This is a genomic window from Streptomyces deserti (assembly GCF_054782695.1).
On sequence record NZ_BAAGRZ010000001.1, the window covers coordinates 280203 to 292521 of the forward strand.

The window sequence follows — 12319 nt, forward strand, 5'->3', positions numbered from 1 at the left end:
TTTTCCCCCCGCTCGACAGATGAGACGCTCCCGCGCTGGCCTGTGGGCGCGCCGGGCATGGGGTAGGGTGCGTCGCATGTTCGCGCTTTCGACCCAGTACCACTGGTGGTGGACCGCTCATCCGGCGGCCCACTGACTGCGCGTACGCACGACTTCGCGAAGGCCGCCCGAGGGGCGGCCTTACGCGTTTTCCGGGGTCCTCCGGAGCCGGGCCGTTCCTCCCGACCCGTACGGAAGAGGAACCATGGACCTGGCACAGCTCCTGCACGACCCCCGTCCCTTCGCCCTGCTCCGCCGCCGCACCCCGGGCCACGACCACGACCTGGTCGAGGTCCTGCTCGGCCCGGTCGGCACGTACGACCGACTGGCCGACCTGCCCGAGACGGGCCTGGCGCTCGTCCCCTTCCGGCAGATCAGCGAGCGCGGCTTCGACGTCCGCGACGACGGCACGCCACTGCTGGTGCTGACGCCCGAGGAGACGTACGCCATTCCGCTCGCGGACGCGTTGTCGCAGCTCCCCCGGCACGCCGTGCGGGTCGAGGGCGGCGGCTTCGACGTGGCCGACGAGGAGTACGCGGAGATCGTCGGGCGCGTGCTGCGGGAGGAGATCGGGCAGGGCGAGGGCGCGAACTTCGTGATCCGGCGGACGTACGAGGGTGAGATCCCGGGGTTCGGGCGCGCCGACGCGCTGGCGCTGTTCCGGCGGCTGCTGGAGGGCGAGCGGGGCGCGTACTGGACGTTCGTCGTTCACACGGGAGATGAGAAAGGGCCCGAAGAGCCTTCCTTGGAAGGGCGGGGGCGGGAGACGGGTGGACGGACGCTGGTCGGTGCCAGTCCCGAGGTGCATGTGCGGATGTCGGGCGGGACGGTCGTCATGAACCCGATCAGCGGGACGTACCGCTATCCCGCCGAGGGCCCGACCCCTGAGCACCTGCTGGACTTCCTCGCCGACGGCAAGGAGATCGAGGAGCTGTCGATGGTCGTCGACGAGGAGCTCAAGATGATGTGCACCGTCGGCGACATGGGCGGGGTCGTCGTCGGGCCGCGCCTGAAGGAGATGGCGCACCTCGCGCACACCGAGTACGAGTTGCGCGGCCGGTCCTCGCTGGATGTCCGGGAGGTGCTGAAGGAGACCATGTTCGCGGCGACCGTGACCGGCTCGCCCGTGCAGAACGCCTGCCGGGTCATCGAGCGGCACGAGGTGGGCGGCCGGGGTTATTACGCCGGTGCGCTGGCGCTCCTGGGGAGGGACTCGGGCGGGGCCCAGACCCTCGACTCCCCCATCCTCATCCGCACCGCCGACATCGACGCGGCCGGGCGGCTGCGGGTGCCGGTCGGCGCCACGCTGGTGCGGGGTTCGGATCCGGCGGGCGAGGTCGCGGAGACCCACGCCAAGGCGGCGGGGGTGCTGGCGGCGCTGGGCGTACGTCCCTCGCGTCCGCGCGAGGAGGCCGTACGGCCCAAGCTGGCCGACGATCCCCGGGTGCGGGCGGCGCTGGACGGACGCCGGGCCTCGCTGGCGCCGTTCTGGCTGCGGATGCAGGAGCGGTCGGACGCCCTCGAAGGCCACGCCCTGGTCGTCGACGGGGAGGACACCTTCACGGCGATGCTCGCGCACGTACTGCGGTCGAGTGGGCTGGACGTCACCGTCCAGCGGTACGACGAGCCCGGGCTGCGGGAGGCGGTGCGCGCGCACGAGGGGCCGGTGGTGCTGGGGCCCGGCCCGGGGGATCCCGGTGACGTGGCCGACCCCAAGATGCGGTTCCTGCGGGAGCTCACCGCCGAGGTCGTCCGCGTTAACCGGCACGGCGTCCTCGGGGTGTGCCTCGGGCACGAGCTGATCGCGGCCGAGCTGGGGCTGGACATCGTACGGAAGGAAGTCCCGTACCAGGGCGCGCAGACGGTGATCGACCTGTTCGGGCGGCAGGAGACCGTCGGCTTCTACAACAGTTTCGTGGCGCGCTGCGACGACGAGGCCGCCGGCGAGCTCGCCGCGCACGGGATCGAGGTCAGCCGGGCCGCGAACGGGGAGGTGCACGCGCTGCGGGGCCCGGGTCGTGCCGGAGGCGCGCCCATGAACGCGGTCGCCGGGGTGCAGTTCCACCCTGAGTCGGTGCTGACGCTGAACGGCGCGGCGGTCGTGCGGGAGTTGGTGGGTCGGCTGCGCGGCACGAGCTCGTTCCCGTCCGGGCCGGGCAGGTCGGCTCAGCCGAAGAACACCCCGACCTCCTCATAGAGCTCGGGATCCACCGTCTTCAGCCGGGTCGTCGCCTCCGCGAGGGGGACGCGGACGACGTCCGTGCCGCGCAGGGCGACCATCGTTCCGAAGTCGCCGTCGCGGACGCAGTCGATGGCGTGCAGGCCGAAGCGGGTGGCGAGCCAGCGGTCGAAGGGGCTGGGCGAGCCACCGCGCTGCACATGCCCGAGGACCGTGGTACGGGCCTCCTTGCCGGTGCGCTTCTCGATCTCCCTGGCGAGCCAGTCGCCGATTCCCGAGAGGGGCACCGGTACGGCGGTGTCCGGCGTGTCGCCCCGGAGCCCCAGGTCGCCGCCGCCCTTCGGCCGGGCTCCCTCGGCGACCACCACGATCGGGGCGTACGAGGCCCGGAAACGGGACGTCACCCAGGTACACACCTGATCGAGGTCGAAGGGCTGCTCGGGGATGAGGATGACGTTCGCACCGCCGGCCAGGCCCGTGTGGACCGCGATCCAGCCGGCGTTGCGCCCCATCACCTCGACGACGAGCACGCGCATGTGGGACTCGGCGGTGGTGTGCAGCCGGTCGATCGCCGCCGTGGCGGTGTTGACCGCGGTGTCGAAGCCGAGGGTGCGGTCCGTGGCGGCCATGTCGTTGTCGATCGTCTTCGGCACGCCGACGCACGGCACGCCGTGCTCCTGCCACAGCCGGACGGCCACTCCCAGGGTGTCCGCACCACCGATCACGATGAGCCCGTCGATCTCCCGTTGGGCGAGGTTCTCATTGATGCGCCGCGCGCCGCCCTCCTGCTTCAGCGGATCGGTGCGCGAGGAGCCGAGGATGGTGCCGCCGCGCGGCAGGATGCCCCGCACCGCGCGGATGTCGAGCTGGACGGCGTCGCCCTCCAGTGCCCCGAGCCAGCCGTCCCGGAAGCCGACGAAGTCGTAGCCGTACTCCTGCACGCCCTTGCGGACGATGGCCCGGATGACGGCGTTGAGGCCGGGGCAGTCACGGCCTCCGGTCAGTACTCCGACCCGCATGGGTGTGTCCCTTCGCCGCGGTGTCCTGCTGAGGCCACGCTAACGGTGAGACGGGTCACCGCACCGCTTCACCCGCCGGATTCACTCGTCGTCGAGTCCGCGCTCTATCGCGTACCGGACGAGCTCGACGCGGTTGTGCAGCTGGAGCTTGCCGAGGGTGTTCTGGACGTGGTTCTGCACCGTGCGGTGGGAGATGACGAGACGTTCGGCGATCTGCTTGTAACTCAGGCCCTTGGCGACCAGGCGCAGTACCTCGGTCTCACGGTCGGTGAGCCGGGGCGCCTTGGGTTCGCCGGTGTCCTGCGCCGGGGCCGGTTCGGAGGCGAGGCGCCGGTACTCGCCGAGGACCAGGCCCGCCAGCCCCGGCGTGAACACCGGGTCGCCGACGGCCGTACGGCGTACCGCGTCCTGGAGTTCCTCGGTCGAGGCCGACTTCAGCAGATAGCCGGTCGCGCCCGACTTCACCGCCTCCAGCACGTCGGCGTGCTCGCCGCTCGCCGACAGCACCAGCACCCGCAGTGCCGGGTTGGCGGCGACGACCTCCTTGCAGACCTGCACGCCGGGCTTGCCGGGCAGGTTCAGGTCGAGCACCAGGACGTCGGGTACGGCGGCCCTGGCGCGGCGCACCGCCTGGTCGCCGTCGCCGGCGGTGGCGACCACCTCGAAGCCGGACTCGGCCAGGTCGCGGGCGACGGCGTCGCGCCACATGGGGTGGTCGTCGACCACCATGACCTTGATCGGGTCCCGCCGGTCCTCAGTGGTGTCCGTCATCGGCTCTCCGCCTTCCCCCGTGCCCCGTCCACGTCGTTCGCGTCCTTCGGTACCTTCAGTTCGACTTCCGTGCCCTGCCCGGGCACCGAGACCAGCTCCGCGCTGCCGCCCAGGTCGCGCAGCCGGCCCCGGATCGACAGGGCCACGCCGAGCCGTCCCTCGCCCTCGGCCTGGGCGAGCCGGCCCTCGGGGATGCCGGGGCCGTCGTCCCGTACGGTGACGATCACCTCGTCCGGCTCGTCCTCGACCAAAATCCACGCGCGCGCGTGCTCCCCGGCGTGCTTGCGGACGTTGTCCAGGGCGGCTCCGACGGCCGCCGCCACCTCCCGCGCGGCGAGCGGCGCCAGCAACACCGGCGCGCCGGGCTCGGCGAGGCTGACGCCGGCCCCCGCGTACGGGGCGAGCAGCGCGCGCAGGTCGACGGGCTCGTCGCCGTCCGGCTCCTCCTCCACGGCCCGTACGACCGCCCCCTGCGCGGCGTCCTCCGACACCCGGGAGACGGGCACCAGCCCGCCGGAGACCAGGGTGCGCAGCGCCACCTCCTGCTCACCGGCGAGCCGGCCCAGCTCGGCCGCCTCGCCGCCGAGCGCGGTCCCGCGCCGCTTCACCATGGCCAGTACCTGGAGCACGCTGTCGTGGATGTCCCGGGCGAGCCGCTCCCGTTCCCTGGTCGCGGCCTCGATCTCCAGGGCGCGGGCGAGGGTGCGTTCGGAGGCGCGGGCGACCTCGACGACGTACCCGATGGCGATGGAGGCGACCCAGACGAGGATCACGTTGTGCACGGTGTCGCGGGCGGGGCTGCCGCGTTCGACCAGGTTGGCGACGGCGACGAGCGTGGAGGCGAGGGCCGCCCAGCGCCAGCCGCCCTTGATGGCGAAGGCCAGCACGGATCCGGCCGTCCATATCGACGGCAGCGTCGGGCCGCCCGCCTGGACCCGCTCGTGCGCGTCGGCGAGGGGCGTGAGCAGGATGCCGGTGAGCGCGATGGTGAGGTCGGCGGTCAGGAACCGCTTGGTGCAGCTGGCGGCGTTCGCGACCCGGGGCAGGGTGGCCGGCGTCCAGACGGCCAGCACGGCGAAGTAGGCGACGGCGAGCCAGGGGCGGGCGAACTCGTCGTAGGCGGTGGCGAAGAGCCCGACCGCGTACAGCATCGTGAGCACCCGGTAGGCGGCGAGCGCGCGCCACAGCGGCTGCTCGACCGACATCCTCATGACTTTTTCGCGCCTGGTCATGTCCCCCACCCTCTGGGGCCGCTCGCCCCCGGGTGCGCGTACCGGCACCCCGCGGCTCGCTCCCGCCCCGCCCCGGAGCCCGTCTAGGGCTCGGACCGCTTCTTCGCGGCCTTCTCCTTCTCGGCCTGTTCCTTCTCCGCCCGCGCGAGCGCGGCCTTCGCCGCCTTCTCCGCTTCCTTCTCGGCCTTCGCCGCGTCCGCGAGCTGCCGCTTCATGGCGGTCGCGTACATGTCGACGTACTCCTGGCCGGAGAGCTTCATGATCTCGTACATGACCTCGTCGGTCACCGCGCGCAGCACGAACCGGTCGTGCTCCATGCCCTGGTAGCGGCTGAAGTCCAGGGGCTTGCCGATGCGGATGCCCGGCCGCATCAGCTTCGGCATGATCTTGCCGGGCGGCTGGATCTTCTCCGTGTCGATCATGGCGACCGGGATGACGGGCGCACCGGTGGCGAGGGCCACGCGCGCGAGGCCGCCGGGTTTGCCGCGGTAGAGGCGGCCGTCGGGCGAGCGCGTGCCCTCCGGGTAGATGCCGAACAGCTCACCGCGCTCCAGCACCTCGATGCCGCTCCTGATCGCGGCCTCGCCCGCGCCGCGCGCGCCGGAGCGGTCCACGGGGAGCTGGCCGACGCCCTTGAAGAAGGCCGCCGTCAGCCGGCCCTTCACACCGGGCGTGGTGAAGTACTCGGCCTTCGCGATGAAGGTGACCTTGCGGTCGAGGACGGCGGGCAGGAAGAACGAGTCGGAGAACGACAGGTGGTTGCTCGCCAGGATCGCGGGGCCCTCGGCGGGAACGTTCTCCAGGCCCTCCACCCAGGGGCGGAAGGCGAGCTTCAGCGGCCCCCCGACGGTGACCTTCATCGCGCCGTACAACAACCGAGTGCCTCCTGTGTCCGTCGATCAACCTTATCCCGGTGCGCTGTCAAAGGCGCCGACGGCCCTGGTCGGTGTCAGTGCGGTCGCGTACGGTGAAGGTCCCGCGAAGACGTGCCGGCCCGGTCGGGCACACGACGGGTCCATGCAGAACGTGCTTTCAGGAAGTCTGAGGAAGTCCCTTTCACCGACAGGAGGCCGAAGGTGCCGCTCCTCGCCGGAGCCGAGCCGCTGCGCCACGAGGGCGGGGAGGTCGCCGTCCTCCTCTGCCACGGGTTCACCGGTTCGCCGCAGTCGCTGCGCCCCTGGGCGGAGCATCTCGCCGAGCGCGGTCTGACCGTCTCGCTGCCGCTGCTGCCCGGGCACGGCACGCGCTGGGAGGACCTGCGGCTCACCGGCTGGCAGGACTGGTACGCGGAGGTGGACCGCGAGCTGCGCGTCCTGCGCGAGCGCTGCGCGACGGTGTTCGTGGGCGGGCTGTCCATGGGCGGGGCGCTCGCCCTGCGGCTGGCCGCGCGGCACGGGAGCGCGGTCGGCGGCGTCATGCTCGTCAACCCGGCGAACAAGGTGCACGGCCTGGCCGCGCACGCCCTTCCGGTGGTCCGGCACGTGGTGCCCACGGCGCGGGGCATCGCGAACGACATCGCGAAGCCGTCGAGCACGGAACTGGGCTACGACCGGGTGCCGCTGCACGCGGCGCACTCCCTGCGGGCCTTCTTCCGTCTCGTCGACCGCGAGCTGCCGCAGGTCACCCAGCCGCTGCTGCTTCTGCGCAGCCCCCGCGACCATGTGGTGCCGCCGGCCGACTCGGCCCGTATCCTCAGCCGGGTCTCCTCGACGGACGTGACGGAGGTCCTGCTGGAACAGAGCTACCACGTCGCCACGTTGGACCATGACGCGGACCGGATCTTCGAGGAGAGCCTCGCGTTCATCGGCCGGCTCGCACCCGGCTTCGGCACAGAGCCCGCTCTCGGCAAGGAAGGGACGACCGCAGGTGGCTGAGCACGATTCCGACCGCGAGGACCGCGAGCCGGAGGAGAAGGGCGTCCCGTTCGACGAGGAGGCCGCCTGGGCGGCGATCGTCGCCGGGTACGGGGAGGAACCGCCGGACCCGCCGGGCGCCAAGCCGTTCAAGTCCGTCGAGGACCTGGCGCTGCTGGAGGCCGAGACCAACGACGACAGGCCCGACGCCGCCGAGCGGGACACGGACACCGGCAAGGACACGGACACCGGCAAGCAGAACGAACAGGACAAAGGGGAAAAGAGCAAGGGGGGCAGGGAGGACAAGCCCGCCGCGGCCCAGCCGCTGGGCAGCTCCGTTGCCTTCGCGCCCGGCGTCGGCCCGCGCGACTACAGCGCGCCCGAGGCGTCCGACGACGACTTCGACGAGGACGACGAGGGGCACTTCGTGCCGCCGGAGCCGCCACCGCTGCCGGAGGCCGACGCCACCGCCAAGTTCGCCTGGCTCGGGGTGCTCGGCGGGCCGGTGCTGCTTCTGCTGGCGGTCCTGCTGGGCTGGGACATGACCTGGTGGCTGACCACGCTGTGCATCGGCGGCTTCCTCGGCGGGATCGCCACGCTGGTGATGCGGATGAGGCCGGGCGACGAGGAGGACGACGATCCGGGCCGGGGCGCGGTGGTCTGAGCCGGCCTCAGGACGCCGGGACCCTGGCGGTGGTCTGAGCCGGCCCCTCCTGCCGGGCTCCTGGCAGTGGTCTGAGCCGGCTCCTACGACGCCGGGACCCTGAGGGCGGCCAGGACCGGGAGATGGTCCGTGGCCGCCCTCAGGTCGCTCTCGCGCACGCCGGGCTGCCCGAGGGGCACTCCGCAGCCCAGCACCTCGATGCCCTTGGTCGCGAAGATCGCGTCGATGCGCTGGTAGGGGTCGGCGGGCGTCCAGGTGTGTTCGCCGCCCCAGGGCGCCACCGCCCAGCAGTCCTGGAGGCCGTCGGCCAGGCGCCGGAAGGTGCGGCCGTCCGGGCGCTCGTTCAGGTCGCCGCCCGCGACCGCGTGCTCCACGCCCAGCCCGGCCAGCCGGTCGAGGAGCATGCCGCCCTGCTCGTACCGCTCGTCGCCCTGCAGGCTCAGGTGACAGCTGAGCACGCCGAGCCGGGCCCCGGCGAACCGTACGACGGCGGTGGCGAAGCCGCGTCGGTGCAGGCCGGGGGTGAGCGGCAGGAGTACGTCCTCGGTGCGTTCGACGGTGGCCCGCAGCGAGCAGAGGATGGCCGGGCCGGCGGCCGTGGCACCGCCGGTGAGGATCACCAGGTCGGCGGCGCGGGCCAGCCGGGCGAGCTTCTTGCGCCAGCGGAAGAACCGGGGGGCCTCCTGGACGAGGACCAGGTCGGGGGCGCAGGCGCGGATCACCCGGGCGAGGGCGGTGGTGTCGTCGCGCATCGAGCGGATGTTGTAGCTGAGGACGCGGATGACGGCTGAACCGTTGGCTTCGGTGCGGGAGTCCGGGAGCGGTGGGGGTGTTGGCATGCCGTCAATTTATGACGCAGCGGGGCTGGGCCGTCCAAGAACCCGGGGCGCGAGGTTCGTGTGCGACTGCAGGTGGTGGATGGCTTGTCGCGCAGTTCCCCGCGCCCCTGGAGGCCCGCACCCTCGGGCGCAAAAAGGAGAGCTACATGATCGGGTCGGGCTCTCGGGCCAGGTCCGCTGCGCCGACCAGGCCCGCCTTGTTGCCGAGCTCTGCTGCGCGGACCTCGGCCACCGGGCGCCAGTTGCCGCCGACCAGCCAGCGCTTGTAGGACTTGCGGATCGGCTCCAGGACCAGTTCGCCCTCGTCGGACAGGCCGCCGCCGACGATGAAGGCGGAGGGGTCGAAGAGGGAGGCCAGGTCGGCGAGGCCCGCGCCGACCCAGCGGGCCAGCTCGCGGTAGGAGTCGACGGCCACCGGGCAGCCCTGGCGGGCGGCCATGGAGATGTGCTTGCCCTCGATGCCGTCGGGGGTGCCGTCACCCATGCCGAGCAGGATCTCGGCGTTCTCGGGGGTGGCGTTGGCGCGCTGCTTGGCGTACCTCACCAGTGCCCGGCCCGACGCGTACTGCTCCCAGCAGCCCTGCGAGCCGCAGCCGCACAGCAGGCCGTCCGGCACCATGCGGATGTGGCCGAACTCGGCGGCCACGCCGAAGTGCCCGCGGCGCAGCTTGTTGCCGATGATGATGCCGCCGCCGAGGCCGGTGCCGAGCGTGATGCAGATGACGTTGCGGTGGCCCTTGCCGGCGCCGAACTTGTACTCGCCCCACGCCGCGGCGTTCGCGTCGTTCTCGACGACCACCGGGAGGCCCACGCGGGCCTCGACCTTCTCCTTGAGCGGCTCGTTGCGCCAGTGGATGTTGGGCGCGAAGTAGACCTCGGAGCGCTGCCGGTTCACGTAGCCGGCCGCGCCGATGCCCACGCCGACGATGTCGTGCCCGACGCGTGCGCCTTCCACCGCCGAGGCGATGGCGTCCACGATGCCCTCAGGCGTGCCCGGGGTCGGCACCTTGTGGGTCGAGAGGATGTTGCCTTCCTCGTCGACCACGCCGGCCGCGATCTTCGTGCCGCCGATGTCGACGCCGATGGTGAGTCCCATGAATCCCTCAGTTTCGGTCGAGCCCCGCTACGGCCAACGGTACCCGAGGCCCTGCCGTCGAATTTCCGTCGTCCGCCCGGCGGACGGGCCTGCGGACGTCACGAGGGCGCCATGCGGCGTCAGGAGGGCGCCGTGGGGCGTCAGTCCAGGTCGATGCGTTCCCCTGGGCCGGTTCCGTCGCCGGGGTCGCGGCCGTCCAGGTCGCTCGCGTCCCGCTCGCGGCTCGTCCAGCGCTTTTCCTGGGCCTGGACGGCGGAGCGGTAGGCGGCGAGCAGTTCGTTGCCGGCCGCCGCGAGGTGGTCGAAGACATCCGGGTTGCGCTCGATGACGGGTTCGACGGCGGCCTTGGCCTGCTCGACGACCTGCCGCACCACCTGCTGGGCGGCGGGCCCGGCGACCGCGCCGAACAGCGGCGACTGCAGCCCGGCCAGCTTGTCGGCGACGGTGTCGACGAGCTTCTTCAGTTCCTCGGCGGCCGAGCCCGGGGGCGGTCCGTACTGGGCGCGGCGGCGGGCATTCTCCGCCTCCAGGTCCTCGGCGCACGCGGTCGCCCAGGCGTCGGCGTCGGTCGCCCGCACCTCGTCGATCGCCTCGCGCTCGGCGTCGGACGGGGGGAGCTCTTCGCTCATGACGGACTCCTGACTACGGTTCGTCCCTACGACGTTACCCGAACGGGCGTACCGGGTTCACAGGGTGCGCCGACTTCATGGCCGCGCGCCGTCGTCATGGCCGCGCGCCGTCGTCATCGGGTACGCGGCCACAGCTCCGGATCCGGCGCGAACCGGATGCGCAGCTCGCCTTCGCGCAGCGCCGCCCCGTCGACGGTGCAGCGGCGCAGGGCGGAGGGCAGCGGGACGATGCGGCGGAACGGCCCGGCGGTGACGACGAGTTCGTCGCCGCGCCGGACGAGGTCCAGTTCGTCCCGTACGGCGCCGGGCAGCGGGAGGTGCCAGACGAGCACGCCGTCCTCGGCGAGCCGGTCGGTGACGGGCCACTCGACCGGGGACACGGTCTGGTTGACGCCGGGCACGGCGAGCGCGGCGAGGTCGTCGGTGCCGCGTGGGTCACGTCCGAGGTGCGGGACGGGTCGTACGTCGTACGCCAGCTGCCACTCCTCCAGGGCCTTGCGCTGCTGGGCGACGGGCCCGGCGAGCCAGCTGTCCGGGACGACGTCGGGCAGGACCCGGTTGGCGACCAGGCTCTCGGCGGCCAGGCCGCGCAGGGCGAGGCCGAGGGTGGCGGTGCGGACGGTGTCGGTGCCGGCCGGGCCGGGTTCGGCGACCAGCCGTACGACGGTGTCGCGGTCGGCGACGACCGCCTCGACGGCGGCGAGCTCCACGTCCCAGCGGGCGGCCGTCTCGTAGAGCCACTCCGCCGGCATGGGCACGCCGGCGAGCCGGCCCAGTACGGGACGCAGGGCGCGGGCGGCCTGCCGTTCGGGCGGGAGCAGGCGGCGCAGGTAGCGGCGCAGTTCCTCGGGGAGGGCGAGGAGGGCGAGGGCCTGCGGGGCGGGCGGCAGGTCGACGACGAGGAGGTCGTACGCCTCCGACAGCGCCGCATCCCGCAGGGCGCGCAGCAGGGCGAGTTCCTCGGCGCCGGGGAGCGGGGTGAGCTCCTCGGGGTCGAGACGGGAGGCGCCGAGGAGATCCAGGGCGGCGGTGGCGCGGTCCTGGAAGGCGGCGAGGTCCTCGCGGAAGGCGGCGGTGGGGTCGGGGCGCCAGGTGGTGAGGTGCGGGGCGACGCCGGTCGGTCGCGTACCCGTGCTGGTTCCCAGCACCGCACCCAGGGTGTCCGCGCGGTCGGCGCTCAGGACGAGGGTGCGGGTGCCCTCACGGGCGGCGGTGAGCGCGGTGGCGGCGGCGATGGTGGTACGGCCGCTGCCGCCTGGGCCCGTGATCAGGATGGTGCGCATGGAGGTGAACGCTACCCGGCGCCGACGAGGTGCCCGGCGCTGGTGCCGGTGGCGGGTCGGGTGCGCAGCCCGGCCCGCGGCTGGGCCGACCGAACGGGTGGGGGGAAACTCTGTGCGCCGAACCCCCACGCACCCGCGGCCAGCCACCTACCGCCTACCGCCCCGACTCCACCCGCTTCTTCAACCCCGCGAGCGCCCGGTCGATGATGACCTTCTCGGCCTTCCGCTTGATCATCCCCAGCATCGGGATCTTGACGTCCACCGTCAGCCGGTACGTCACCGCGGTGGCGCCCGCCCCCGCCGGCTCGAGGATGTACGACCCGTCCAGCGACCGCAGCATCTGGGACTTCACCAGCGTCCAGGAGACCTCGTTCTGGCTGGTCCAGGTGTACGCGAGGACCTGGTCGTCCTTGATGGCCCCGGCGTCCATGACGAGGCGCACCTGCTCGGCGCGGCCCTGGTCGTCGGTCTTGAGGACCTCGGCCTCCTTCACCTCGCCGGTCCACTCGGGATAGCGGGCGAAGTCGGAGATCACCCCCATGACATCGGCCGGTGCCGCCTCGATCGTGATGCTCGAGCTGGTGTGTTCCGCCATCGCCGTGGCTCCTCCAGATGCGGGCCGGTAAGAGGTCGTACGCACGCGTGTGCAGCGCGAAGCCTCACGTGTGTGCAGCGTGAAGGCTACCGCGCATGAGGTGCGCCGACGTCACCCCAC

The 12319-nt window shown here is 72.7% G+C and carries 13 protein-coding genes; 4 read left to right on the top strand and 9 right to left on the bottom strand.

Going from position 1 to position 12319, the window contains the following annotated elements; all coding sequences use genetic code 11:
• The first annotated feature begins 76 nt into the window (after positions 1-76).
• Positions 77-136 carry a trp operon leader peptide gene (locus ACYVMZ_RS01290; RefSeq protein WP_461076275.1) on the top strand — a complete coding sequence of 20 codons (60 nt, stop codon included), beginning with the start codon at positions 77-79 and terminating at the stop codon, positions 134-136.
• A 108-nt stretch (positions 137-244) separates the two neighbouring features.
• Positions 245-2236: an anthranilate synthase family protein gene (locus ACYVMZ_RS01295; RefSeq protein ID WP_461074496.1), complete on the top strand. Its 1992-nt coding sequence runs from the start codon at positions 245-247 to the stop codon at positions 2234-2236.
• On the opposite strand, the gene ACYVMZ_RS01300 is transcribed toward ACYVMZ_RS01295, so the two are convergent.
• The 4 genes from ACYVMZ_RS01300 to ACYVMZ_RS01315 all read right to left on the bottom strand — a co-directional run bounded on the left by ACYVMZ_RS01300 (position 2206) and on the right by ACYVMZ_RS01315 (position 6100).
• Positions 2206-3237 carry an ATP-dependent 6-phosphofructokinase gene (locus ACYVMZ_RS01300; protein ID WP_461074498.1) on the bottom strand — a complete coding sequence of 344 codons (1032 nt, stop codon included), beginning with the start codon at positions 3235-3237 and terminating at the stop codon, positions 2206-2208. The genes ACYVMZ_RS01295 and ACYVMZ_RS01300 overlap by 31 nt on opposite strands.
• 81 nt (positions 3238-3318) lie before the next feature.
• Complete coding sequence (locus ACYVMZ_RS01305) at positions 3319-4008, bottom strand: response regulator (RefSeq protein ID WP_461074500.1); 690 nt, start codon at positions 4006-4008, stop codon at positions 3319-3321.
• Positions 4005-5240, bottom strand: coding sequence for a MacS family sensor histidine kinase (macS, locus tag ACYVMZ_RS01310; protein WP_461074502.1), 1236 nt, complete (start codon positions 5238-5240; stop codon positions 4005-4007). Before macS ends, ACYVMZ_RS01305 begins: the two co-directional genes overlap by 4 nt.
• An 83-nt stretch (positions 5241-5323) precedes the next feature.
• Positions 5324-6100 carry a lysophospholipid acyltransferase family protein gene (locus ACYVMZ_RS01315; RefSeq protein ID WP_461076277.1) on the bottom strand — a complete coding sequence of 259 codons (777 nt, stop codon included), beginning with the start codon at positions 6098-6100 and terminating at the stop codon, positions 5324-5326.
• A 216-nt stretch (positions 6101-6316) separates the two neighbouring features.
• Here ACYVMZ_RS01315 and ACYVMZ_RS01320 point away from each other — a divergent pair, with 216 nt between their 5' ends.
• Positions 6317-7114 carry an alpha/beta hydrolase gene (locus tag ACYVMZ_RS01320; RefSeq protein ID WP_461074504.1) on the top strand — a complete coding sequence of 266 codons (798 nt, stop codon included), beginning with the start codon at positions 6317-6319 and terminating at the stop codon, positions 7112-7114.
• Complete coding sequence (locus tag ACYVMZ_RS01325; RefSeq protein ID WP_461074506.1) at positions 7107-7757, top strand: hypothetical protein; 651 nt, start codon at positions 7107-7109, stop codon at positions 7755-7757. The genes ACYVMZ_RS01320 and ACYVMZ_RS01325 overlap by 8 nt, the downstream gene beginning before the upstream one ends.
• Positions 7758-7840: 83 nt before the next feature.
• Here the strand turns inward: ACYVMZ_RS01325 and ACYVMZ_RS01330 are convergent, their stop codons facing one another.
• The 5 genes from ACYVMZ_RS01330 to ACYVMZ_RS01350 form a co-directional block, all read right to left on the bottom strand.
• Positions 7841-8596, bottom strand: a complete 756-nt coding sequence (locus ACYVMZ_RS01330; protein ID WP_461074508.1) for an endonuclease/exonuclease/phosphatase family protein — start codon at positions 8594-8596, stop codon at positions 7841-7843.
• Positions 8597-8738: 142 nt separating this feature from the next.
• Positions 8739-9692 carry an ROK family glucokinase gene (locus tag ACYVMZ_RS01335; RefSeq protein ID WP_461074510.1) on the bottom strand — a complete coding sequence of 318 codons (954 nt, stop codon included), beginning with the start codon at positions 9690-9692 and terminating at the stop codon, positions 8739-8741.
• Positions 9693-9832: 140 nt separating this feature from the next.
• Positions 9833-10321, bottom strand: coding sequence for a DUF5304 domain-containing protein (locus ACYVMZ_RS01340; RefSeq protein ID WP_461074512.1), 489 nt, complete (start codon positions 10319-10321; stop codon positions 9833-9835).
• A gap of 113 nt (positions 10322-10434) precedes the next feature.
• A complete protein-coding gene (locus tag ACYVMZ_RS01345) occupies positions 10435-11604 on the bottom strand; it encodes an ArsA family ATPase (RefSeq protein ID WP_461074514.1) in 1170 nt (389 codons plus the stop codon).
• Positions 11605-11758: 154 nt separating this feature from the next.
• On the bottom strand, positions 11759-12199 hold the full coding sequence (locus ACYVMZ_RS01350) for an SRPBCC family protein (protein ID WP_461074516.1): 441 nt from the start codon (positions 12197-12199) through the stop codon (positions 11759-11761).
• Between the last annotated feature and the right edge of the window lie 120 nt (positions 12200-12319).